Below are 22,423 nucleotides of genomic sequence, written 5' to 3'. Positions count from 1 at the left end.
GCAGGGGGCTGTTGTCCGCCTGACGAAATCCTTTCTTTACTGGCCGTTTTCGCCGACCGGCGGCGACGCGGAGGCGGCGAGCAGCGGGGCGCTGCGCCACCACACCATCAGCGCGACCAGCGCGATAACGCTCAGCACCCCGAAGGCGGTGGCAAAGGAGTAGCGTCCGGCGATAGCGCCGGTTAACGCCGGACTCATTGCCGCCCCGGCCCCCTGCATCAGCATCACCACGCTCTGTCCGGCGTTGACGTGCCCGCTGCCGCGCAGCAGCGAGACGATAAAGCTGGGCACCGCCACCCCCAAAATCCCTGCCGCCAGACCATCAAGAATTTGCACCGGGACCATCATCGCCGGGGCGTCGCTGGAGGCCGCCAGCGCCGCGCGGATGGGCATGATCAGCAGCGCCAGCAGAATGCATCGCCAGTAACCATATTTGTCGATGCTGCCGGCGACCCGAATGGCCACCGGGATCATCACCACCTGCGAAATAATTACCGTGGCGGCGGCAAACAGCCCCGGATTGAGGTGTCCCGGCGCGGCGGCGATCCGCATGCTCAGCATCGGCAACAGCGCGGCGTTGGCGAGATGGAACAGCATCAGGGTCACGCCGGCGATCAGCAGCGGCGTATGGCGAAACAGGATGGCAAACCCAGGCAGAGAGGGCGGAACGGCCGACTCGAGGCCGCGGGCGGCGTCATCGTCGATATCGCTGCCGCGGATCGCCAGCAGGGCGATGAGGGTGAACAGAGTGGTACCGGCCATCAGAATGAAAATGCCGCCGATGCCCCAGTACCAGGCGATGGCCCCGGCAATCAGCGCGGTGAAGAAATTCCCCGCGTGGTTGAAGGCTTCGTTTTTGCCCATCTGGGCGCTAAAGCCGCGCTGTCGGGTCAGCCCAAGGGTGATCCCGGCGATTAACGGTCCGACAAAGGCCGCGCAGATCCCGCTGGCGACTTGCGAAAGGGCCACCACGCTGGTCTTCTGACTGAACCAGAGCAGCAGAGTGGTCAGGGTTATCACCAGGCAGACCACGGCCAGCAGCACGCGCTTATGCCGCGAGGTGTCGGTGATGAAGCCGGCGGGCAGGGTCGCCAGCAGGCCAGCAACGCCGCCGATGGTCATCAACAGGCCGATATCCTCCGCCTGCCAGTGACGCTGGGTGAGAAAGATCCCCAGAAACGGCCCAAGGCCGTCGCGAACGTCGGCGATAAAGAAGCTGGTCAAACATAAAGCCCGCAGTGAACGAAGCGACATTTTCTACCTTTAGCATGAGCGATCCGCGGATCAGCGGCGGACCAGGGCGGTCATGGCGTGCGCCACGGATAATGGCCGGGATCGGACCCGGCAGAGAGCGTCATCCTTTATCGCACCGTTCGATGAAAGCAAAATGTCCCGCTGTCTTCGGGTAACGTGGCAATGCAACATACCTGCTCGTCGCGGCTTCCGCCAGAGGTCTACGAAAGTTCTGTAACGGGGCAACCGCGCCGCAGCCTGCGCCGCGGGGCTATCAGCGTTCGTCTGCTTTAACGATCTGCAGCGCGGCGGGATTCGCCACGCTGCCGCTGGCGGTGACGAACCCCGGATGGACGGCCTCGCCGCTGACGCTATCCACCAGCGCAATATGCGGCGCGCTGTGCAGCACCTGCTGGTGGCCCCATTCCATCAGGGCGAACAGCACCAGCGCCAGGCTACGGCTTTTATCGGTGAGAACATATTCATAGCGCTCGCGAGCCCCCGCTTCCCGGTAGGGGACTTTGCGGAGCAATCCCATTTCGGTCATCGTTTTCAACCGGGTGGTGAGCGTCTGGCGGGTGATATGGGTATGCGTCTGCATCGTTTCAAAGCGCGTCACACCGTAAAACGCCTCGCGGAGGATCAGCAGCACCCAGCGGTCGCCGAGTATTTTGGCTCCTTCCGCCAGGCCGCACAGCTCCGGATCGAGGTAGGGCAGTGATTTATTTTTTGACATCGCGAGATTGACCTTCTACTCTGAGTTTGAATTTTAGACTTAGATGCTAAGGAGCATAGCGTGCCATTTGTTAACGTGCAAACCATTAAAGGGATCATGACAGCGGAACAGAAAAGTGAGCTGCTGCGGCGGATGACCGATCTGCTGGTGGAGATTGAGGGGCAGGGCGATCCGCAGTTCCGCCAGTCGGTGTGGATCCGCATTGATGAACATGACCCGGAACAGTGGAGCCTGGGGGGCGTCCAGCCGACGGCCGCGATGATTGCGGCTAAATTCGCCGCGGCGCGGCGCGACTGATCCCCTGAATAAACCGGGCTGCGAAGCCCGGCCCGGCGATCTGGCGCAGAAGAGGAGTCAGAACGCCGGGTAATATTGCTATTCGCTATGGTGCAAAAGCGTATTTTGCGGCTAAGGTAACGGTCAGGGAACCCAACAAACAGGGCGCGATGCCAGACGGCCAGCCTGGCGTCACTCTCACACCGGTGAAAACAACGGATGTCTACAAAACAGATGCTGCCGCTGGCGGCGCAGAACAAAAATATCATCCGCCTGGCCGCCGCTCAGGCGCTGGCCGGCGCCAACTCGGTGGTGTTCTACGCCACCGGCGCTATCGTCGGCAATACCCTCGCCCCCAGCCCGTCGCTGGCCACGCTGCCGATCACCCTGTTTGTGCTGGGGATGGCGGCCTCGATTTTGCCTTTCGGCGCGCTGGCGCGAAAGTGGGGCCGCAAAGCCGCGTTTATGGCCGGTACCGGCGCCGGGGTGATCACCGGTCTGGCGGCCGCTCTGGCGGTGGTGCTGGGCTCTTTTCTGCTGTTTTGCTTCGCCGCGATGCTCGGCGGCGCCTATGCCGCGGTGGCGCTCAGTTTTCGCTTTGCCGCCACCGACGGCGTCGCTCCGGAACGTCGCGCCCGCGCGCTGTCGCTGGTGATGGGCGGCGGCGTGGCCGCCGGGATCATTGGCCCGATGCTGGTCACCGGCACCATGCACCTCTGGCCGACCCATACCTTCGCCTTCACCTTTCTCGCTCAGGCGCTGGTGGCGGCGCTCGCCGCCATTCTGCTGGCAGGCGTGGCGTCGGCAGAGCCCGCGGCGGCCAGCGTGCGCGGAGGGCGGCCGCTGCGCGAGATTATCCGCCAGCCGGGCTTCGCCACCACGGTGTTCAGCGGGGCGGTGGCCTATATGGTGATGAATTTTCTGATGACCGCCGCGCCGCTCTCCATGCATATGCACGGTCTTTCCCAGCAGGCCGCCAACCTCGGGATCCAGTGGCATGTGATGGCGATGTACGGCCCGGGATTTGTCACCGGCCGGTTGATCCAGCGCTTCGGCGCCGTGCGCATGGCGGCGGCGGGATTGCTGATCACCGGCGCGTCGGTGGCGGTCGGTCTCAGCGGCGTCGGGGTGTATCATTACTGGCTGTCGCTGATTTTGCTCGGCATCGGCTGGAACTTTGGCTTCACCGGCGCCTCGGCGAAAATCATCGATTTCCACCGCCCGGAAGAGAAGACCCAGGTGCAGTCGCTCAACGATTTTCTGGTCTTCGGCGTGATGATCGTGGGTTCGTTTTCGTCAGGCGTTCTGCTCAACGCCTTCGGCTGGAACGCGGTGCTGTGGGGCTCCCTGGTGCCGGTGGGGCTGGCGCTGTTCACCCTGCTGCTGCGCCCCTTATCGCCACCCCGCGCTTAGCGCCAGGTCTGCCGCTGCGCGGGCCGTCTTTTTGCGCTTTTCGCAAATGCGTTGCCGAACTTTATCAAAGCCAGCGCGTGGGAAAACGTCACATACGCGACATGCTGTAGTAATGTCTACAGCATGAAAATGCATCTCCTGACCCTCAACCTGACGATGTCTCAAGCCGCTGAACCCTGAAGAGCACGTCGGCACGCGGGTGACCTTCGACGTTCTGGCCCGACGCAGTGCTCCGGAGGCCGCGATCCCCGATACCCGATACCCTGGGGCGGTTGATCCACTTCCTGGACGTCGGTGGGGAACCGACCCCGGAGGCGGGGGGAGAAAGCATTCTTGCAGAGCTGCGGGAAACCATTACGGACGATGACCAACTGCTGGCGGCAGCCTGCTCGCTGTTCGACGGCATACTGAGATCCTGTGAAATGAGGTCTGGCAATCATGAGCAAAACGGTGGTTCTTCCGCAGAGTGACAGTCCTTCCGTCGTCGCCTCCGTCTCCTTCTGGCAGGCCTTTCGCTTCTGGCTGAAGCTCGGCTTTATCAGCTTCGGCGGGCCTGCCGGGCAGATCGCCATGATGCACCAGGAGCTGGTGGATAACCGCCGCTGGATCTCGGAAGGACGATTCCTGCACGCGCTCAACTTTTGTATGGTCCTGCCCGGCCCGGAGGCGCAGCAGCTGGCGACCTATATCGGCTGGCTGATGCATAAAACCTGGGGAGGCGTCATCGCCGGGGTGCTGTTTATTTTGCCCTCGCTGGCGTTACTCATCGCGCTGGCGTGGATCTACCTCGTCTGGGGGGATGTCGCGGTGGTGGCGGGGATTTTTTATGGCATCAAACCCGCCGTGGCGGCGATCGTGCTGCAGGCGGCGCACCGCATCGGCTCGCGGACGCTGAAAAATGGCGCCTACTGGGCCATCGCTGCCGCAGCCTTTGTCGCTATTTTTGCGCTGAACGTTCCTTTTCCGCTGATCGTCCTGACCGCGGCGATCGTCGGGTTTATCGGCGGACGGATGGCGCCGGCGACATTCGGCAAAGCCGACGCCCACCCTGCGCAGAGTCATCCCGGCGGGGCCGCCATCATTGATGACGCGACGCCGATCCCGGCCCATGCCATTTTCAGCTGGCGGCGTACCGCCCAGGTACTGATCGCCGGGATGCTGCTGTGGCTGGTGCCGATGGCCGCTCTGACGCTAATGCTGGGCTGGGCGCATCCGCTGACCCAGATGAGCTGGTTCTTTACCAAAGCCGCGCTGATGACCTTTGGCGGGGCGTATGCCGTCTTACCTTACGTTTACCAGGGGGCGGTAACCCACTATGGCTGGCTGACCGCAGGGCAGATGATGGACGGCCTCGCCCTTGGGGAATCCCCCCCCGGGCCGTTGATCATGGTGGTGACCTTTGTCGGGTTTGTCGGCGGCTACACCAAAGCGGTATTGGGCGTCGATGATGCGCTGCTGGGGGGCATCGCGGCGGCGTGCCTGGTGACATGGTTTACCTTTTTGCCCTCGTTTATCTTTATTCTCGCCGGCGGGCCGTTTATTGAAACCACGCATAATAAAGTGGGATTTACCGCGCCGTTGACTGCTATCACCGCCGCGGTGGTGGGCGTTATCCTGAATCTGGCGCTGTTTTTTATCTGGCATAGCGTCTGGGGACCGTCCGGTTTCGACCCATGGTCTGCGGCCATTGCCCTGGGCGCCGCCGGGCTGCTGTTTCGCTATAAGTGGAAGCTGACCTGGGTGCTGGCCGCCGCCGCCGCGGTGGGCCTTATCGTCCATATGGCGGGACTGTCCGGCGCAGGATAAGGTCGGCGTCGGGCTGAGATAGACCTGGATAGATGGGGGAGTGGGGAAGGAGGCCAGTGCCTGTGCAGGCCCTGTCCGGATGGGGAGCACTTATTTATCTACGGGAGGCTCCACCGCGAGATGCAATTGACAATATTGTTCAACTCCTTCTTTAAGCATCTTAATAATCATTAGCAGCATGGGTAAGTACGGAACGAACTTAACAAGCAGTGAGCCCGTAGTTCCGTCAAGCAGCGTCAGCGCGGCATCCACTTTCTTTTTCCATGTTTTGTTATATTCCACGCAAAAATTCTTTACATCGGCTGGCTGCGTTGAACGGGCAATCTGTTCGAGTTCTTCGATGGCGTTGAGTGCCGCTTTTATTTTCTCAATATCAGTTTGTTGTGTCATGTTAGCCTCGTAGTAACAGGAGAAAGAGGATTAACTCATTTTTACTTCCAGGTTTGTGGCTTAAAGAAAAGCCACGGTAAGGTGTAATCGTACAGTGCTTTCACCGGCACTACGGATAAGTGGAAATGCTTATCGTGCGGGCTGGCGCCATGGTAATCGCGCCATACCCATGGCTGGACAGAAGCGCTAATAATATGTTTGTTCCAGATAATGTATTTAATTCGTTTGTCTTTGCTGTCGACCAGTGCATTGACAATCGCCTGAGCATCACACCCCTGAGCGGGATCGTGCGTAATATCGATAGCCGTAACCACACCAATATTTCCATCCAACACCTGCGGGTTATGATCCGAGTTGGTGTGGGCATGATGTTCATCACCAATGGTGCCATCGCTGGCCTTATTGCGGTGCGGAGCATATTGATTAATCTGATCTCTGAGTATCAGCAGACTCTTTGCGACACGCCATACCATGTTATTTACCCTCCGGATTGAAACAGGGATTTGAGCTGACCGGTTCTGCGCCAGGAACCATGTCCTGATAAACCGGAGATGGGGGGAGAGGATCGACTACTGTATCCGCTTTCACGCTATTGACTTGTTGCTTCTTCAGGTTCTTCACTTGCAAAAGATAATTAAGGATAGCGTTCCAGAACGCAGACCCGCCGCTCGCCATCAAGCCAATACATAATGTCATCAGATCCGGGTGTTTAAAGGCTGAAAAACTGCCGGCGACGAAGGGTTGCGTCAAAAACGCCGTCACAATTCCGGCCACCACCGCTAATAGCTGCAGGGCAGATTTGCGTTTTCCTTCTATGACTGGATCCTGCTTTTCCAGATTAAGCCAGGGAAAATATCCTTTAATAATCTCTACCACTCTTTCCGAGGCGATACTAATGGCGATCAGCATCGTAATGATGTTTTCAAGTTGCGAAGAAATGGCATCGCTCATATCACCCTCACTATTTCTGTGTTGAATAAAAATAAATGACAACGTTTTTAACAAGTGTTTACTGCACAGGAATAATTCCTGGCGGGTAAGTTTCACGGTCATTTTTTATTGTTCAGGTAGGCAAGGGGCAAGTGATAATTTAATGATCGCGAATAATAAACTATTTGCCAGTACCTGCCAGAAATGACAATTTAACTCTAGAGCAATATTGAACCGTGAATTTAACCCGCGATAATAAATTTATCGTCGCTTTTTTGATGAGTATAACGGAGGAAACAGAGACGCCACTCATTCATATGAATGAGTGGCGTAAAAAAACTCGCCGTGCGGGCAGGGGGAAGAGAAACGGGCCCGCTCCGCGTTTGCCCGCACGCGGAGCGGAGCGATCAGGTCGCGGGAGTTTCGCGGGTGGCCCGCGCCAGCGGGTTGCTGTCCAGTTCCAGCTGGTCGCGCAGCGCCCAGCCGCGCAGCTTGCCGGGGTTAAGCAATCCCGCGGGGTCGAGAGATTGTTTCACCGCCACCACGTCAGGGCGAATCACCCCTTGTTTGCCGTCCTCAACCTGCAGCACGTGGGGGTTGTTAATTTTGACGTCATTATCGCGAAATATCTGCATGATCGCGTTGAGACGTTCGGGCGTGGTATAGCGCACCAGCTGCAGACCGCTGGCGGTGAGGTTGCCTTCGATATCGCGCAGAAATTCAATATGGGACATCACCTCCCCGGCGAAATGCTGTTCCATCTGTAAAATTTGCTGCGGATAGCGCTGCGGATCAAACGCGGTCTGCAGATAGGTCAGCGTATTGTCCACCTTGAGCGCATGCAGAGTGGTGTGGTTCCAGCAGTATTCCATTAACGAGCTATTGCGCGCCCGGGCCTCATCGCTGGCCTGGCGGATGGCGTTGGCCCCGCGATGGCGCTGTAACAGGCTGGCGCACACGTCTTCGCTCTCTTCGGCGATCAGGCTGATAACCGCATGCTGCCCGGCGTGATAACGATCGTTGAGGTGGCTAAAATAGTCAGCGATCGGGGTGGCCAGCAGCGCGACCTGGCGCTTCACCAGCCCCGGCGAGCGGACGCAGGCGTTGGCATAGTTCAGGGCATCGGCGAAATCGTCAAACACGTCCAGGCGTTCTATCCACTGGTGCGCGGGAGCCAGCGCCAGCTCAACCTCAAGAATGATGCCGTTGGTGCCGTAGGCGTGATGCAGCAACAGCGCTTCGGGAGCCGGGACGGTCAGTACGCGAGGGACCGGCTCGACGGTCATCACTTTGACGCTGAGCACATTGCCGGGCGCCGCCAGCGGCCCATAGTTGATGGAGCCGATGCCGCCGAACCCGCCGCCGTAAAGGCCGCCCAGGCTCGCCAGGCGGTAGGTCGACGGCATACAGCGCAGCTCCCAGCCCGTCGGGCGGGCGGCGGTTTCGATGTCCGCCAGGCGAATGCCGGCCTGGGCCCTCACCGTGCCGTTGCCGAGGGCGACGATCTGGTTGAGCCCGGTCATATCCACCAGCATCCCTCCTTCGAGAGGGACCAGCTGTCCATAGTTGCCGGTGGCGCTGCCGCGCAAGGTCAGCGGCAGCTGATGCTGCGCACAGGCGGCGACCAGCTGGCGCAGCTCCTCTTCATCGCGCGGGCGAACCACCGCGTCCGCCTGTTTTCCCGCCAGCTGCTCGGCGAGTACCGGACTGAACCAGTGAAAATCGCGGGAAAGCCGTTTGAGTTTCGCCGGCTGCAGGGTCCACTCCAGCGCCGGGAGTGCCTGCTGGATCGCCGCGACCGCTTGTTGACGCTGTTCATCAGTCATCATTCTTTTTCCTGTTCGTCAGCAAAACATTAATGAGATTGCACGGCTTCGCTTTCATGCCAGGCGCTGAGCGCCCGGCGCGAGACCCAGGACATCACGCCGAACAGCGCGATCCCGGCGAGAGAGATCAGCAGCAGCGCGGCAAACATCAGCGGGATATCCAGCTGGTAGCCGGCCTGCAGGATCTGATAGGCCAGCCCGGTATTGGTCCCGCCAGTGCCGGCGACAAACTCCGCCACCACCGCGCCAATCAGCGACAGCCCGCTGGAAATACGCAGCGCGCCGAAGAAATAGGGCAGCGCCGAGGGGATACGCAGCCGCACCAGGGTCTGCCAGCGGCTGGCGTGATTGAGGCGGAAATAGCTCAGCAGGCCGGGGGAGACGCTGCGCAGTCCCTGGGTGGTATTGGAGATGATGGGGAAGACCGCCATCAGGGTGGCGCACACCACCAGCGAGAGGGTGGCGTCCTTCACCCAGATGATGATCAGCGGGGCGATGGCGACGATCGGCGTCACCTGCAAAAACACGATGTAGGGAAACAGGGCGGTCTCCACAAAGCGGTTCTGCACCAGGATAAACGCCACGGCGGCGCCGATGACAATCGACAGCAGAAACGAGATCAGGGTGATCTTGAGGGTGAACAGTAGCGCCAGCAGCAGCGGCGTGAGATGCGTCCACAGGCTGTCCAGCATCACCAGCGGCGACGGCACCAGAAAGGCCGGGATGCGGAAATAGCTTACCGCGCCCTGCCAGAGGAGCACCACCGCCACCGCGACGAGGGTCGGATAGAGAATTTTGAGAAAACGCGGATGCTGGATCCACGGCGTTGAGGTTGTGGTCTTCATATTATGGCTCCATACCGGACTGGCTGGCCTGCAACAGACTGTCCTGCAGCTGACGGGCATATAGGGAAAATGCCGGACTGACGCGGAACGCCTCGCTGCGCGGGAACGGCTCCCGGATGGCGATATCTTCCACCACCCGTCCGGGACGGGCCGCCATCATGATCACCCGCTGCGAGAGAAACACCGCTTCGTGGATCGAGTGGGTGACGAAGACCACCGTCAGATTCTGCTCCTGCCACAGGCGCAGCAGATCGCTGTCGAGCTTGTTCCGCGTAATTTCATCCAGCGCGCCGAAGGGCTCATCCATCAGCAGCAGCTTTGGCCGGGTGACCAGGCCGCGGGCGATGGAGACGCGCATTTGCATGCCGCCGGAGAGTTCGCGCGGCAGGACGTCGGCGAACTTGCCGAGCCCCACCAGCTCAAGGACTTCACTCACCCGGGTGTTGCCCTCCGCGCGCGGCACGCCGGCCAGATCCAGCGGCAGCCTGACGTTATTGCGCACGCTGCTCCAGGGCATCAGGGTGGCCTCCTGGAAGACGAACGAGAGCGGATGCTGCGCTTTTTCCCGGCTGTCGCGCCGCCACAGCATCAGCTTGCCGTCGCTGGGCTCCACCAGGCCGGCGACCATCTTCAGCAGGGTGCTCTTCCCGCAGCCGGACGGGCCGAGCAGGGTAATGAACTCCCCCTGGTTGATGGTCAGATTGACGGGCAGCAGCGCCCGGGTGCCGTTGCTATAGATCTTCTCCGCCGACAGCACCTCGATGGCCGGCGTGGCGGAGGCGGGTATAAAGCGGGTGTCGCTCATCACGGTCAGTTTCGGGGCGGTATTCATGGCATCACTCCGGCGTCTTTGACCATCTCCAGGGTGTAAGTCTGCTCAAACGGCACCTTGCTGGCGTCGATCAGGTTGTTTTTCACCAGCATGTCCCAGGTTTTCTTCAGCCGTGGCTCGGTGATGATGCCGATGCCGCCGGTCATGGCGTCGCCGCCGGTCACCAGCTGGTACTGCTTCATCTGGGCAATGCCAAAAGCGATCTGCTCGGCGCTCATTTGCGGGTTCGCTTTGCCGATCAGGCTGTTGCCGGGGCCAGGATCCTGCAGGTAGCTTTTCCACCCTTCCATGGAGGCTTTGACGAAGGCCGCCACCGCCGCCGGACGTTTGCGGACGGTGTCCGCCATACAGATAATCGAGTTGCCGTAGGGCGGGTAGCCCCAGTCGCTGAGCGGATAGACATAGAACGGCTGCCCGCCTTTGGCGACGGAGAACGGCTCGGAGGTCACGTAGCCCTGCTGCACCAGATTTTTATCGGCGAGGAACGGCTGGACGTTAAAGGTATAGGGGCGCACTTTGCTGCCAGCCAGACCCAGCTCGCTCTTCGCCCACGGCCAGAAGGAGGTATAGGCCTCGGTGGCGAGCAGGAAGGTTTTGTCTTTAAGCTCCGCCGGGTTGCTCACTTTGTCATGAGTGATAAACACCGTCGGCGAGTGCTGGAACACGGTGGCGACGGTTACCGCATGCACCCCGGCCTGCCAGGTCTCCAGCGCCTGGCCGTTGTCGCCAAGGGTGCAGTCCGCCTGACCGGCCGCCATCAGCTGCATGACGTTGATCTGCGGGCCGCCCATTTTAATCTCGACATCAAGTCCGGCGTGCTTATACAGCCCGGTGGCCTGGGCCTGGTAAAAACCGCCATGCTCCGCCTGGGCATACCAGTTGGTGAGAAACGTGAACTTCTCCGCCGCGACGCAGGAGGCTGAGGCCGCGAGGGCGGCCACGGTCAGCAGGGTAAAAACTGGCGTTGATCTGGTATTCATCAGGGCTCCTTGGATTCAGCAGCGAAAGAGGGTGGTAGGGACTGTACAAAGCCGTGCCAGTGCTGTTTGCCCCAGGTCGGTTCGCGACGTTCGACCCAGGCCATGCGGTGGATCTCGATGATTGCCTGCGCCCAGCTGGCGGCGAGGGAGTCGAGAAGCCCTTCGCCTTGCTCCCGCGTCGCCGGGGTTGGGTCGCCAATCACCCCGCTGGGGCCAAAGTCATAGGACGCCCACGCCGCCGCCGGGCGGCCTTTCGACAGGGTCGGACAGGGGAATTCCGGCGGGAAGTTGGCGACCGCCCGCTCCATATGAACGCACTCCGGCGCCAGCGCCAGCATCAGCGCCGTTTCGCTATGCCCGGCGTGCATTGCCATCCGCTGTTCATGCGGGCTGAGGAACTGTTTTTCGCAGTTGGGCACGTTGAACACGTCGTGCGGGATGGCGATGAAATCCCCGTGGCGCAGGCGCATTTCCCGGCAGGCGATCTGCAGGATCTGCGGCTGGCCGCCGTGGCCGTTGATCATCAGCAGCTTGCGAAAACCGGCCCGATAGAGGGATTCGGCGATCTCCAGCAGGGTATGCAGCAGGGTATCGCCGCTGAGGGTCAGGGTGCCGGGAAAATGCAGATGCTCCTCTGACTTACCGTAGACGATCGGCGGGATGGCGTAGGCCGGGATCGCCGCCGGCAGCCGGGCGAGGGCATGGCCCGCCACGCCGGAGGAGATCACGCTGTCCACCGAGCAGGGCAGATGGGGGCCGTGCTGTTCGATCGCTCCGGTGGGGAGGACGATAACCGTATTGCTTTTATCCGGCAGGGCGGCCACGTCCGTCCAGCTCAGAAAAGGGAGAAAGCGCGCTGCAGGAATGTAACCGTTAATCATCGCGGTGCCTCGGAGTGAATTGGCTGGGGTAACCAGACGGTTGCTTCGACTTCAATCAATACCGTGGCGTCGGGCAGCATTTCGCTGACCTGCACCACGGTGGATACGGGCGGCTGGTCGGGATAAAACAGCTTCCTGACCCGGCTGTAATAGGGAAAATGGTCAAGGTTGCGAAAGTACTGCACCAGCTTGATAACGTCGCTCATCTGCCCCCCCGCGGACGCCACGGTGCGGCGGATGCTTTCCAGTACGTACCAGCTCTGGGCGAGGATCGGCCCCTGTTTCGCATCGGTTGAAAATTCCCCGGTCGCCCCCAGCAGCTCCCGCACCGGCTCAGGCACATCCTGAAAGCCGTTGACGATGGTGCCGGTCAGGGGATTGACCGGAATAATGCCGGAGAGAAAAATAAAATCGCCGGCTCTGCGCCAGGCGGCATACCGCGCCAGCGGCGCCCCCGCGCCTGCTTCAAGACTCATGTGCCATCTCCTCCTGCCACACTCGCCGGTGGGTTAACCTGCCGTGGTTAACCACCAGACGGGCGGCGCTGTTTAAAGGCCAGGTAAAACGGTCGCTACCCGGGAAAATCACCACGCTGGCCGCCGCCCCGACGGCAAAAGGGGCCGCGTCTGCCGGCGAACCGGTCAGCGCCGCGCGATCGCAGATCAGCCGAGACTGCCGGTCGAACGGGTCGCTGAGCTGGACGCTGAACAGGCCGCAGGCCAGGGTATCCAGCGGGTCGTAGCTTCCCGCCGGACAAAAAGCGTCCTGCACGTTGTCGCACCCAAGCAGGGTGGCCACGCCGGCGGCCTGCGCCTCGTGCAGCAGGGTGATCCCCCGCTGGCGCGGCGTGCGGCCGAACGTCGCATCCTGCAGCAGCAGGTTGGTCATCGGCAGGGCGATAAGGGTGACGCCGTGCGCCGCCAGCTGGTGCAGGATCAGCGCCGCCTGCGCGTCGCTGCCGGCGGCCAGCGCGCAGCCGTGGCTGCAGCAGATATGCCCGGGGAATGGATGGCGGGAGAGATGATCCGCCAGCCAGGTCAGCCCCTGAGACACCTTGCTGAGCTCCTCATCGATATGCAAATCCAGATCCAGTTCCCAGCGGGCCGCGCTGCGCAGCAGGTTTGCCATGGCGGCGGCGTCCCAGTTGGAGGAGTGAATGAAGCCCCCCAGCAGGCAGCGCTCCCCGCTGTTGGCGACCGTCCGGGCAATGGCCTCGGCGTCCGCCGGATCGCGAAACAGGGGCAGCGGGACCAGCGCCACCCGTTCCAGGGTGATGCCGCCGGTATCGAGACGGGCGATCTCCTGCCAGGCGTCCGGCGCGTCGGCGGTAAACCAGTCGATATGGCTGCGTAAATGGGTCACGCCATTTGCTGCCGCCCGGGCCAGCGCGGCGGACGCCCGACGTTGAATATCCGCCCTGGTCCAGTGTCGGCGATCCTCGTGCATGGCGTGGATCGCCGCCAGCAGCCCGGCCTGCGCCGGACGGCAGCGTTCAATGGTAAAGGTTTTGTCCAGATGGGCATGGGGTTCCACCAGGCCGGGGAGCGTCAGGGTCCCCGCCAGGTCCCACAGGCCGGGAGCCGGCTCGACGGACGGCGTCACGGCGGCGATCCGTCCATCGCGAAAGGCCAGGTCTGCCAGCCGCGGTTCATCGTTGGCCTGCATCGGCCAGCCGTCGGGCAGCGCCCAGGCCGGAAGTCGGGCGCGGCTGATGCCAGCGAACGGCGCGCAAGAGGAGGGGAACGTCATCGTCAGTCTCCTCACAGATCCAAAACCAGACCCGGCGATTTCGCCCGCGAACAGCAGAGCGTGATCTGGTCGTTGCCGGCTTTCTCTTCCGCCGTCAGCACGCTGTCCCGGTGCTCGGGGAGCCCGTCGAGAACCCCGGTAATACACGATCCGCACATTCCCTGTTCGCAGGAGAGCATCACCTCCACCCCGGCATGCTGTAATACCTGAGCAATGGTTTGATCCGCGGCGACCAGCAGACGCTGCCCGCTGGAGGCCAGCTCAATATAAAATGCGTTGTTCGCCGCGATATTATTTTCCGCCGCGGGAGTAAAGCGCTCGAATACGAATTGCGACGGCGACCAGCGATATTCCTCCATGACTGACCGCAGTCGCTGAATAAAGCCCTCCGGGCCGCAGGCCACCACTGCGGTATCAGGGTGGGGCGTGGTTAAGCATTCGGGGATCCGCTGGCGAAACGACGCGCCTTCCTCGCTGCAGTGGATCGCCACCGTGCCGCTCGCGGCCAGCTGGGCCAGGCGCGATGTGAAGGCTGTCTGGCGCGAGCTGGCGACATAATAATGCAGCTCCAGCGCCCCTTTTCTGGCGGCAATCGCTTCGGCCATCGCCAGCAAAGGCGTGATGCCGATACCGCCGGCAAACAGCAGGTAGCGCCCGGCCTCCGGCAGGGGGAAATGGTTGCGCGGCGACGATATGGAGAGCCGATCGCCGTGTTTGAGTTGCTGGTGCAAATAGCGTGAGCCGCCGGTGGACGCATCCGTCAGCCGGACGCAAACTTCATAATGATTACCGCGGTCAGGCATGCCGCACAGGGAATATTGCCGCGGGCCAACGCCGGGAATAATAATATCGATATGCGCCCCGGCGGAGTAGGCCGGTAATATTTCCCCGGCTGCCGCCTGTAATATTAAAGATAGATTTCCCTCGCCGTTGGGGCGTATTTCCCCCACCGAGACCGAAATAAGATCGTGGCTGTGCATTACCGTTTTCTCTCCCTCAATCCGCTGTCTGCAGGGCGGCCAGGGGCAGCGAAGGGATACCCGCTCCTTCGCGGTGACTGTCCGGCGTGCAAAAATGGATGAAACGATCGTTTCTACGCTATGAATGCTACGGTATTGTGATAAAACTGTTGCGTCCAGAGCTTTGATTCGCACAACCCGTTGCAAAAAAGAGAGCACCCAAACGATGTTTGCCTTCTCCCGATTTCTGCTCTATTTCACCGAAGTGGCCCGTCAGGGGTCATTTCGTAAAGCGTCAGAGGCGCTGCATGTGTCTGCGTCTTCTATTGACCGTCAGATTTTGCGCGTGGAACAGGAGCTGGCGATGCCGCTCTTCGAGCGCCATCCCACCGGGCTGCGGCTGACCGCCGCCGGGGAGCTGCTGCTGCACGCGGCCAATAACTGGAAAAAGGACTTTACCCGGGTCTGCGAGCAGCTGGATGACCTGCGCGGACTGCGGCGGGGGCATGTGCGCATCGCCACTATCGATGCCATTAACCGGCATTTCTTTTCGACGATGCTCAAAGAAGTGCACAAACATTATCCCAACATCTCTTTTACATTGACCACCATTAACAATATCCACATCCAGCAGGCGCTGATCTCCGGCGAGGCGGATTTCGGCATCATGCTCAATCCGCAGACCTCCCGCGAACTGCAGGTGCGGGCGTTTGCCGAAATGAATATGGGGATCGTAGTGCCGACCGGCCATCCGCTGGCCAGCCGCAGCGCTGTGCGCTTTAGCCAGTGCATCGACTACCCGTTTATCCTGCCATCCGCCCCGTTGATGATCAGCGAACCGGTGGAGGCGCTGGTGAACATCAGCGGCAACGAGGTGAAGGAGGTGGCGGTATCGAATAACATCCACATGATCCGCACCCTGATCAAAGAGCAGATGGGCATCGGCATCCTGTGCCGGCTGGATATTCTCGATGAGATCGAGTCCGGCCAGCTGGCGTTTGTGCCGCTAACCGATCCGCAGCTTAAGCCTTTCACCCTGGCGCTGTGCGTCTCGCCCGCCCGCCAGCTTTCCCTTGCCGCCTCGATGATGCTGAACCAGCTGGAGATGCTCTTCAGCCAGCTGTGAGAGACCGGACAGGCACTAAAATCATTCATCAACGCACCAAAGTGGTGCATTTATTGTGTGCATGAATCAAAGGTTGCATGCCCAAGGGCGGCGGCGCAGGCGATTTTTCGCGGCCGCTCGCGGGCCATCAAATCTGGCATTGTTTTTGTATAGCTGAGTGTGAGTAGAAGCGGTCAGTACGGGTTATCCATACGGGACATTGCTCAGTCACCATGTCGCGGTTCAATGTTGACCGGGATGGGAGGCTGAGCCATATTCGCTCGCTCCCCCTCCCGGCGTAAAGAGGAGAGGGATAATGAAAACAGGCGCACGCCTTCCCCGGGGCTTACGCTGGCTGGGCCTGATGGCCCTCGGCGGTGTCTCGCTGGCCGTTCAGGCCGAGGAAAAAATCGTTCTGCTGACCTCCTGGTACGCTCAGGCGGAGCAGGGGGGCTATTATCAGGCTCAGGCCACTGGGCTGTACAAAAAATATGGTCTCGACGTCGAGATCCGCTCCGGCGGACCGCAGGTCAACGGCATGCAGTTGCTGTTGTCCAAGCGGGCCGATGTGATCATCGGTTACGATCTGCAGCTGCTGGAAGGCATTCAGCGCGGCTTCCAGGCGAAAGCCATTGCCGCGCCCTTTCAGTACGATCCCCAGGGGCTGCTGACCCACGCCGATGTCACCTCCCTGCAGGGGCTGAAAGACAAAACCATTCTGGTCTCCAGCTCCGGTCAGGCGACATGGTGGCCGTGGCTGAAGGCGCAATACCAGCTGAGCGACGCTCAGGTTCGCCCCTATACCTTCAATATTCAACCCTTTGTCGTCGACGACGCTGTCGCCCAGCAGGCCTATGTCAGCTCCGAGGTGTTCCAGGTGCAGAAGGCCGGGGTGAAGGCGAACTTCTTCCTCTTTTCTGAGCATGGTTACCCTCCCTATGGCGGCATTCTCATCGCCCGCCCGGACACCATCGCTGAGCGTAAAGCGGCGATGGCGAAGTTTGTCCGCGCCTCAATGGAGGGTTGGGTGAGCTATCTCAAGGATCCGGCGCCGGGAAATGCGTTGATTAAGCAGGACAACCCGAAAATGACCGACGATCTGCTCGCCTGGGGCGTGACCCAGATCCGTGAGCATCATCTGATCGACGGCGGGGATGCCGCCAGCCAGGGCTGGGGGACGATGACCGACGCCCGCTGGCAAAAGACGCGCGATTTTATGGTCAGCGCCGGTCTGCTGGCGGCGGCCACCGACTGGAAACAGGCCTATACCACCGACTTTGTCCAGACCATGCAGGTAAAACCCTGAGGAGCGACGCCATGTCATTCATCATTAAAAATGCCCATGCCATCCTCAGCGGTCTGTCCGGAGAGGCGGCGCGGCTGGCCGGGCCGGATATTCGCATCCGCGACGGCAAGATTGCGGCCATCGGCAGCCTGACGCCGCTGCCGGAAGAGCGACTGATCGACGCCCGCGACTGCGTGATCTATCCGGCATGGGTGAATACGCACCATCATCTTTTTCAGTCGCTGCTGAAGGGCGAGCCGCAGGGGCTGAACCAGAGCCTGACGGCCTGGCTGAGCGCCACGCCGTACCGCTTTCGCGCGGCTTTCGATGAACATACCTTTCGTCTGGCGGTGCGCATTGGTCTGGTGGAGCTCCTGCGCTCGGGCTGCGCCAGCGTGGCGGATCACAACTACCTGTACTGGCCGGATATGCCTTTCGATACGTCGGAGATTCTCTTCAGCGAAGGGGAATCGCTGGGGATGCGCATCGTTCTGTGCCGGGGTGGGGCGACCCAGGGCCGGGCGGTGGAGCAGGATCTGCCGGTGGCGCTGCGTCCGGAAACCTTCGACGGCTATATGGCGGATATTGAACGGCTGGTCAGCCGCTATCACGACCCGCGGCCCGACTCGCTGCGACGGGTGGTGATGGCGCCCACTACCGTCCTGCACTCCGCGCCGGGCGCCCAGCTGCGGGAGATGGCGAAGCTGGCCCGCCAGCTGGGGATCCGGCTGCACAGCCATTTATCGGAAACCGTCGATTATCTTGACGCCGCGCGGCAGAAATTCGCCATGACGCCGGTGCAGTTCTGCGCGGAGCACGACTGGCTGGGAAATGACGTGTGGTTTGCCCATTTGGTGAAGCTTCTGCCGGAGGAGATTGCCCTGCTGGGCCGCACCGGAACCGGTATTGCTCATTGTCCGCAAAGCAACGGCCGGCTGGGCAGCGGCATCGCCGATCTGCTGGCGCTGGAGCAGGCCGGGGTCCCGGTCTCGCTGGGGGTGGACGGCGCTGCCTCCAATGAAGCGGCGGATATGCAAAGCGAAGCCCATGCCGCATGGCTGCTGCAGCGCGCGCGCAAAGGGATGCTGGCGCAGCCGCGCTACGCCGGAGGCACCTTCGAGGGCGGAGCCGATGCGGCCACGGTGGAGGATGTGGTGCGCTGGGGCAGCGCCGGCGGGGCGCAGATCCTTGGCTTAGCGCAGAGCGGCACCCTGCAGGTCGGGATGCAGGCGGACCTCGCCATTTACCGGCTGGACGATCCGCGCTACTTCGGCCTGCATGATATGGCGATTGGCCCGGTGGCCTGCGGCGGCCGCGCCGCGCTGAAGGCGCTGCTGCTGAATGGCCGGCCCATCGTGGAAGATGACGCCATTCCCGGTCTCGACCTTGACGCGATGCGCCACGACGCGCTGGCGGCAGTCCGTACCCTCCAACAGCGCGCCGCTGTTTAACTGATCACAGGATAATGACGATGAACGCAACCACCCAAAATCAACGCTATGCCTTACAGGAACTGGAAAAAGAGGCGCTGATGGGCGCCCAGGGCGAAGAGACCTTCGCCCGCGAAGTGCGCTGTATCGACCTGTCTAACTTTGCCGAAAGAAAAAATGACATTGCCGAACAACTGTGGGAGGCGGCGGTGGAGATCGGTTTCTTCCAGGTCAGCCACCACGGTATTCCGCTGGCGGCGATCCGCCAGGCGTTCAGCACGACCGAGGCGTTTTTCGAGCTGCCCGACGAGGTGAAGCGTCAGTATCCGCTGGCCGGCAACGCCGGCTGGGAGAGCAAGGCGCAGGTCCGGCCATCGACCCGCACGCCGGATCAAAAAGAGTCATATCAGATAACCCGTCCGCTGATGGACGGGCGCTGGCCCAGCGATCGGGAGCTGCCAGGCTTCCGACAGACGATGCTCGGATTTGAATCGCAGTGCTGGCAGCTGGGGATGAAGATCCTCTCCTGCTTTGCTTTAAAGCTCGGTTTTCCGGAATCGTTTTTTACCACCGCGCACGATCCGCAGCGTGACACCTATCAGAGCACCTTGCGCATGCTGCACTACTATGCAACCGAGCAGTCGCAGCAGGGGATGTGGCGGGCCGGCGCGCATACCGATTTTGACTGCCTGACGCTGCTGTTCCAGCGCCCCGGTCAGGGCGGCCTGCAGGTCTGCCCTGGCAAGGACCGCGAAAGCCAGCAGTGGACCAGCATTGAGCCAAGGGAAGAGGTCATCACCTGCAATATCGGCGATATGCTGATGCGCTGGAGCGACGACCAGCTGCCGTCTAACTTCCACCGGGTGAGAAACCCGCAGCCCCACGAATATCAGGGGCCGCGCTACAGCCTGGCGTTTTTCTGCCAGGCCAATAAAGATGTCGAGATCCTTGGGCCGCAGAGGAAGTACCCGCCCATCAGCGCCGAGGATTATCTGCAGCAGCGGATCCAGGCCAATTTCGCCAAAGGGTAGGATGTACTCTTGAGTGGTTTTCCTGTCGCCGGCTTTCGCTGGCCCGGCGGCAGGATATCCGGCGCTGGGCTTTTCACGTGGTCGGGGTTGCCGATGCGGGCGACAAGGGTATCTCTGCCGCAGCCATAAAATCGATAAAACAGCGTATTCGCGGCGACAGGTAGCGGCTGGCAGGCCACAGGACGGAGAAATGCCCATCCTTGACGCAACAGCCGGGCAACACCTCCTGCAGGTGTCCCTCATTGATGGCCTCACGCACAACAAAATCAGGGACATAGGCGATACCCATCCCCGCCGCGCTTAAGCGAATGGCAGCCTCAATGTTATTGACCCTCATCACGGAAGCGGCCCTGAAATCCCCCGTCAGCCGCATATCGCGCAGTTCCCAGGGCTGGATCAGCCCCGTCGAAGGGAAGCGAAAAAAAATGCACTTGTGCGCCGCCAATTCCGCTGGCGAGCCGGGAACGCCGTATTCCGCCAGATATGCCGGGCTGGCGCAGAGCACAAAACGAAAACCCCCCAGCTTTCTGGCGATCAAGCGGGAGTCCGCTAGTTCACCGCTGCGGATAGCGATATCAAATCCCTCATCGATCAGATTGACCAGCCGGTCACTAAAATCGAGATCCAGTTCAACCTGCGGATAAAGACGGCTAAAGGCGGTGAGGGCAGGGAGCAGCAGGCGGTAGCCGATGACAGGCAGTGAAATTCTCAATTTGCCGGAGGGCTGTGAGAGACTGCTCGTCAGCTCAGACTCGGCCTCCTGGATCTGCTCCAGGATACTCTGGCAGCGGGTCAGAAACGCGGCCCCCTCCGCCGTCAGGCTGACGTTTCTGGTGCTGCGGTTAAACAGCCGGACCCCCAGCTTATGCTCAAGCCGGGCGACATTCTTACCCACCGCCGAGGCTGAAATGCCCAGCAGCCTGGCGGCCTGAACAAAGCTTAGCGTTTCGGCGGTGCGGACAAAGGACGTTAGCGAGGTGAGGCTGTCCATCGATTATAAACCTTATGTCTCTTAAGAAGATATTTTCAGTCTATTTATCGGCATTAACATCCGCAATAGGATGGCGGCAGTTTATTCATTCCTTCCTTGCCGACTGATGAGGGCCGCCTGATGTTACTCACCGCCAGAACACATTGCCGATCCGCCAGCGCCCTGGCCGCGCTTTCTGTCTTTATGGCGGCCATGCTGCTGCCGTTAAGTTTTACCGGCGGCGTCATGACCACCCCGGCGATACAGCAGTCGCTGGGCGGCTCTCCCGCTGCGCTGTCGTGGCTGACCAATGGCTTTATGCTGACCTTCGGCAGCTTTTTGCTGGCCGCTGGCGTGACGGCGGATGCCATTGACAGAAAACGCATCTTTCTCGCCGGCGCCGCGCTGTTTTGCCTGAGCAGTCTGCTGTTTTGCCTGACGGACGATCTCTTCCTGTCAGGCGCGCTGAGGGCTCTGCAAGGTCTGGCCTCGGCGATGATTTTAGCCAGCGGCAGTGCGGCGCTGGCCCAGTTGTATGACGGCGCTCAGCGGACGCGGGCATTCAGCATCCTGGGCACGGTGTTCGGCGCCGGCCTGGCGTTCGGTCCGCTGCTGATCGGCTTCATGACCGACGCGGTGGGCTGGCGCGGCGTATACGCCCTGTTTGCGCTGCTCTCGGCGATGGTTCTGCTTATCGGTCTGGCGTATCTGCCCGCGGCAGAAAAAAGCGAGCCGCGGACACCCGACAATCTCGGCTTAACCCTGTTTACGCTGGCCCTGATGCTGTTCACTGCCTCGCTGATGGTCATTCCGGCCCGCGGTTTTTTATCGCTGACCACGCTGGCCTTGTTCATCGTATCGGGGGGCTGTTCGTTGCGTTTGCCGTGCGCTGCCGAAGAGTGAACAACCCGGTGCTGGAACTCTCCCTGCTGCGCCATCCGCGTTTTGTCGGCGTACTGTTGCTGCCTGTCGCCACCTGCTGTTGCTACGTTGTCCTGCTGATTATCGTTCCACTGCATTTTATGGGCGGAGAGGGGATGAGTGAGTCGCAGAGCGCGCTGTATCTGATGGCGCTGACCGCGCCGATGCTGATTTTCCCATCCGTTGCGGCCCTGCTCACCCGCTGGTTTTCACCGGGGCAGGTGGCCACGGGGGGGCTGATGATTGCCTCCGTCGGGTTGCTGTTGCTGGGTGATGCTTTTCACAGCCACCGCCTCCCGCAGCTGGTGCTGGCGCTGATCCTGTGCGGGGCCGGGGCGGCGCTTCCCTGGGGATTGATGGATGGCCTGGCGATATCCGCAGTGCCGGTCGCCAAAGCCGGTATGGCGGCAGGCCTGTTCAACACCGTTCGCGTTGCCGGCGAGGGGATCGCCCTGGCGGTCGTCACCGCGGTATTAACGGCAAGCAATAACCTGACTCTGCAGAGTCGCGTTCACGGGTATGCGCCCGAGGTGATTCACCGCGCCGCAGGCTGGCTGGGGGCTGGTAATATGCCGCAGGCGGCTGCGCTTTTGCCTGACTTTTCCCTTCGGGCGCTGCGCGAGAGCTATGACACTGCTTATACGGTACTGTTTAGCGGGCTGGCGGTCGTCACCCTGCTGTGCGCCCTGATGGTCTGGCGAACGCTATGCCGCAAGGGGGGCGCTATCCAGACCCGCCACAGCGGATCCTGAACCCCCATGACGGTGCATTGGCGTCACGCTCCCGGCAATCGTCTTTTCCGGTCTGCTCAGCGCACCGGGACTG

21 protein-coding genes and 2 pseudogenes are annotated in these 22,423 nt (G+C 61.2%); 9 read left to right on the top strand and 14 right to left on the bottom strand.

The annotated features are described in order from the left end of the window. Window positions 1-36 precede the first annotated feature (36 nt). Window positions 37-1,254, bottom strand: coding sequence for an MFS transporter (locus tag ABLV54_RS02915; RefSeq protein ID WP_226563634.1), 1,218 nt, complete (start codon window positions 1,252-1,254; stop codon window positions 37-39). A 253-nt stretch (window positions 1,255-1,507) separates the two neighbouring features. Further along, window positions 1,508-1,969, bottom strand: a complete 462-nt coding sequence (locus ABLV54_RS02910; protein WP_023290003.1) for a helix-turn-helix domain-containing protein — start codon at window positions 1,967-1,969, stop codon at window positions 1,508-1,510. Window positions 1,970-2,029: 60 nt separating this feature from the next. Between ABLV54_RS02910 and ABLV54_RS02905 the strand changes: the two genes are divergently transcribed. The 4 genes and pseudogenes from ABLV54_RS02905 (at window position 2,030) to chrA (ending at window position 5,464) form a co-directional block, all read left to right on the top strand. Then, window positions 2,030-2,266 (top strand): tautomerase family protein, encoded by a 237-nt coding sequence (locus ABLV54_RS02905; RefSeq protein ID WP_004202976.1) that lies wholly within the window; start codon window positions 2,030-2,032, stop codon window positions 2,264-2,266. A gap of 198 nt (window positions 2,267-2,464) precedes the next feature. Continuing rightward, window positions 2,465-3,658, top strand: a complete 1,194-nt coding sequence (locus ABLV54_RS02900; protein ID WP_226563633.1) for an MFS transporter — start codon at window positions 2,465-2,467, stop codon at window positions 3,656-3,658. Between the two features lie 184 nt (window positions 3,659-3,842). Beyond that, window positions 3,843-4,128 (top strand): annotated as a pseudogene (locus ABLV54_RS02895) (chromate resistance protein ChrB domain-containing protein); the annotation flags it as partial. Then, on the top strand, window positions 4,097-5,464 hold the full coding sequence (gene chrA / locus ABLV54_RS02890; RefSeq protein WP_226563629.1) for a chromate efflux transporter: 1,368 nt from the start codon (window positions 4,097-4,099) through the stop codon (window positions 5,462-5,464). The pseudogene ABLV54_RS02895 and the gene chrA, both read left to right, overlap by 32 nt. Window positions 5,465-5,554: 90 nt before the next feature. Here chrA and ABLV54_RS02885 read toward each other — a convergent pair whose 3' ends face one another. The 11 genes from ABLV54_RS02885 to ABLV54_RS02835 form a co-directional block, all read right to left on the bottom strand. Further along, on the bottom strand, window positions 5,555-5,854 hold the full coding sequence (locus ABLV54_RS02885) for a hypothetical protein (RefSeq protein ID WP_048335920.1): 300 nt from the start codon (window positions 5,852-5,854) through the stop codon (window positions 5,555-5,557). Between the two features lie 41 nt (window positions 5,855-5,895). Then, entirely contained in the window at window positions 5,896-6,327 is a 432-nt protein-coding gene (locus ABLV54_RS02880; RefSeq protein WP_032453166.1) for a hypothetical protein, read from the bottom strand. A 1-nt stretch (window position 6,328) separates the two neighbouring features. Beyond that, a complete protein-coding gene (locus ABLV54_RS02875) occupies window positions 6,329-6,805 on the bottom strand; it encodes a hypothetical protein (protein WP_032453165.1) in 477 nt (158 codons plus the stop codon). A 386-nt stretch (window positions 6,806-7,191) separates the two neighbouring features. Further along, window positions 7,192-8,613 (bottom strand): FAD-binding oxidoreductase, encoded by a 1,422-nt coding sequence (locus tag ABLV54_RS02870; protein WP_226563628.1) that lies wholly within the window; start codon window positions 8,611-8,613, stop codon window positions 7,192-7,194. Window positions 8,614-8,639: 26 nt separating this feature from the next. Further along, window positions 8,640-9,455 (bottom strand): ABC transporter permease, encoded by an 816-nt coding sequence (locus ABLV54_RS02865; RefSeq protein WP_023289996.1) that lies wholly within the window; start codon window positions 9,453-9,455, stop codon window positions 8,640-8,642. 1 nt (window position 9,456) lies between these two features. Continuing rightward, the gene (locus tag ABLV54_RS02860) at window positions 9,457-10,287 is read right to left on the bottom strand and encodes an ABC transporter ATP-binding protein (protein ID WP_023289995.1); all 831 of its coding nucleotides are present in this window, start codon (window positions 10,285-10,287) and stop codon (window positions 9,457-9,459) included. Next, window positions 10,284-11,267 (bottom strand): ABC transporter substrate-binding protein, encoded by a 984-nt coding sequence (locus ABLV54_RS02855; RefSeq protein WP_109547244.1) that lies wholly within the window; start codon window positions 11,265-11,267, stop codon window positions 10,284-10,286. Before ABLV54_RS02855 ends, ABLV54_RS02860 begins: the two co-directional genes overlap by 4 nt. Beyond that, complete coding sequence (locus ABLV54_RS02850; protein ID WP_032453162.1) at window positions 11,267-12,148, bottom strand: creatininase family protein; 882 nt, start codon at window positions 12,146-12,148, stop codon at window positions 11,267-11,269. The genes ABLV54_RS02855 and ABLV54_RS02850 overlap by 1 nt, the downstream gene beginning before the upstream one ends. Next, window positions 12,145-12,624, bottom strand: coding sequence for a RidA family protein (locus tag ABLV54_RS02845; RefSeq protein WP_016161230.1), 480 nt, complete (start codon window positions 12,622-12,624; stop codon window positions 12,145-12,147). Before ABLV54_RS02845 ends, ABLV54_RS02850 begins: the two co-directional genes overlap by 4 nt. Then, window positions 12,614-13,897, bottom strand: coding sequence for an amidohydrolase family protein (locus ABLV54_RS02840; RefSeq protein WP_226563626.1), 1,284 nt, complete (start codon window positions 13,895-13,897; stop codon window positions 12,614-12,616). Before ABLV54_RS02840 ends, ABLV54_RS02845 begins: the two co-directional genes overlap by 11 nt. 11 nt (window positions 13,898-13,908) lie before the next feature. Beyond that, window positions 13,909-14,877 (bottom strand): PDR/VanB family oxidoreductase, encoded by a 969-nt coding sequence (locus ABLV54_RS02835; RefSeq protein WP_050533360.1) that lies wholly within the window; start codon window positions 14,875-14,877, stop codon window positions 13,909-13,911. 205 nt (window positions 14,878-15,082) lie between these two features. On the opposite strand from ABLV54_RS02835, the gene ABLV54_RS02830 reads away from it, so the two are divergent. The 4 genes from ABLV54_RS02830 to ABLV54_RS02815 all read left to right on the top strand — a co-directional run bounded on the left by ABLV54_RS02830 (window position 15,083) and on the right by ABLV54_RS02815 (window position 19,707). After that, a complete protein-coding gene (locus ABLV54_RS02830) occupies window positions 15,083-15,982 on the top strand; it encodes a LysR family transcriptional regulator (RefSeq protein ID WP_004202952.1) in 900 nt (299 codons plus the stop codon). Window positions 15,983-16,277: 295 nt separating this feature from the next. Beyond that, complete coding sequence (locus ABLV54_RS02825; RefSeq protein ID WP_023289990.1) at window positions 16,278-17,267, top strand: ABC transporter substrate-binding protein; 990 nt, start codon at window positions 16,278-16,280, stop codon at window positions 17,265-17,267. An 11-nt stretch (window positions 17,268-17,278) separates the two neighbouring features. After that, window positions 17,279-18,697, top strand: coding sequence for an amidohydrolase family protein (locus ABLV54_RS02820; protein ID WP_226563624.1), 1,419 nt, complete (start codon window positions 17,279-17,281; stop codon window positions 18,695-18,697). A gap of 20 nt (window positions 18,698-18,717) precedes the next feature. Next, window positions 18,718-19,707 (top strand): 2OG-Fe(II) oxygenase family protein, encoded by a 990-nt coding sequence (locus tag ABLV54_RS02815; protein ID WP_226563622.1) that lies wholly within the window; start codon window positions 18,718-18,720, stop codon window positions 19,705-19,707. A gap of 73 nt (window positions 19,708-19,780) precedes the next feature. On the opposite strand, the gene ABLV54_RS02810 is transcribed toward ABLV54_RS02815, so the two are convergent. Continuing rightward, the gene (locus tag ABLV54_RS02810; protein WP_226563620.1) at window positions 19,781-20,698 is read right to left on the bottom strand and encodes a LysR family transcriptional regulator; all 918 of its coding nucleotides are present in this window, start codon (window positions 20,696-20,698) and stop codon (window positions 19,781-19,783) included. 120 nt (window positions 20,699-20,818) lie between these two features. Between ABLV54_RS02810 and ABLV54_RS02805 the strand changes: the two are divergent. Further along, window positions 20,819-22,350 (top strand): annotated as a pseudogene (locus ABLV54_RS02805) (MFS transporter). Window positions 22,351-22,423 lie beyond the last annotated feature (73 nt).

Origin of the sequence: Klebsiella sp. JB_Kp042, from assembly GCF_040065275.1 — a bacterium.
Classification (GTDB): Bacteria; Pseudomonadota; Gammaproteobacteria; order Enterobacterales; family Enterobacteriaceae; genus Klebsiella; species Klebsiella quasipneumoniae.
Note: the sequence above shows the minus strand (reverse complement) of the source record. Positions and strands in the feature narration are given on the sequence as shown.

Coding starts and splice junctions, on each gene's coding strand:
- ABLV54_RS02865 (WP_023289996.1), bottom strand. CDS start 9,455: ATGAAGACCACAACCTCAACGCCGTGGATCCAGCATCCGCGTTTTCTC.
- ABLV54_RS02835 (WP_050533360.1), bottom strand. CDS start 14,877: ATGCACAGCCACGATCTTATTTCGGTCTCGGTGGGGGAAATACGCCCC.
- ABLV54_RS02855 (WP_109547244.1), bottom strand. CDS start 11,267: ATGAATACCAGATCAACGCCAGTTTTTACCCTGCTGACCGTGGCCGCC.
- ABLV54_RS02900 (WP_226563633.1), top strand. CDS start 2,465: ATGTCTACAAAACAGATGCTGCCGCTGGCGGCGCAGAACAAAAATATC.
- ABLV54_RS02830 (WP_004202952.1), top strand. CDS start 15,083: ATGTTTGCCTTCTCCCGATTTCTGCTCTATTTCACCGAAGTGGCCCGT.
- ABLV54_RS02885 (WP_048335920.1), bottom strand. CDS start 5,854: ATGACACAACAAACTGATATTGAGAAAATAAAAGCGGCACTCAACGCC.
- ABLV54_RS02840 (WP_226563626.1), bottom strand. CDS start 13,897: ATGACGTTCCCCTCCTCTTGCGCGCCGTTCGCTGGCATCAGCCGCGCC.
- ABLV54_RS02880 (WP_032453166.1), bottom strand. CDS start 6,327: ATGGTATGGCGTGTCGCAAAGAGTCTGCTGATACTCAGAGATCAGATT.
- ABLV54_RS02915 (WP_226563634.1), bottom strand. CDS start 1,254: ATGTCGCTTCGTTCACTGCGGGCTTTATGTTTGACCAGCTTCTTTATC.
- ABLV54_RS02845 (WP_016161230.1), bottom strand. CDS start 12,624: ATGAGTCTTGAAGCAGGCGCGGGGGCGCCGCTGGCGCGGTATGCCGCC.
- ABLV54_RS02910 (WP_023290003.1), bottom strand. CDS start 1,969: ATGTCAAAAAATAAATCACTGCCCTACCTCGATCCGGAGCTGTGCGGC.
- ABLV54_RS02875 (WP_032453165.1), bottom strand. CDS start 6,805: ATGAGCGATGCCATTTCTTCGCAACTTGAAAACATCATTACGATGCTG.
- ABLV54_RS02810 (WP_226563620.1), bottom strand. CDS start 20,698: ATGGACAGCCTCACCTCGCTAACGTCCTTTGTCCGCACCGCCGAAACG.
- ABLV54_RS02870 (WP_226563628.1), bottom strand. CDS start 8,613: ATGATGACTGATGAACAGCGTCAACAAGCGGTCGCGGCGATCCAGCAG.
- ABLV54_RS02825 (WP_023289990.1), top strand. CDS start 16,278: ATGAAAACAGGCGCACGCCTTCCCCGGGGCTTACGCTGGCTGGGCCTG.
- ABLV54_RS02820 (WP_226563624.1), top strand. CDS start 17,279: ATGTCATTCATCATTAAAAATGCCCATGCCATCCTCAGCGGTCTGTCC.
- ABLV54_RS02850 (WP_032453162.1), bottom strand. CDS start 12,148: ATGATTAACGGTTACATTCCTGCAGCGCGCTTTCTCCCTTTTCTGAGC.
- chrA (WP_226563629.1), top strand. CDS start 4,097: ATGAGCAAAACGGTGGTTCTTCCGCAGAGTGACAGTCCTTCCGTCGTC.
- ABLV54_RS02815 (WP_226563622.1), top strand. CDS start 18,718: ATGAACGCAACCACCCAAAATCAACGCTATGCCTTACAGGAACTGGAA.
- ABLV54_RS02860 (WP_023289995.1), bottom strand. CDS start 10,287: ATGAATACCGCCCCGAAACTGACCGTGATGAGCGACACCCGCTTTATA.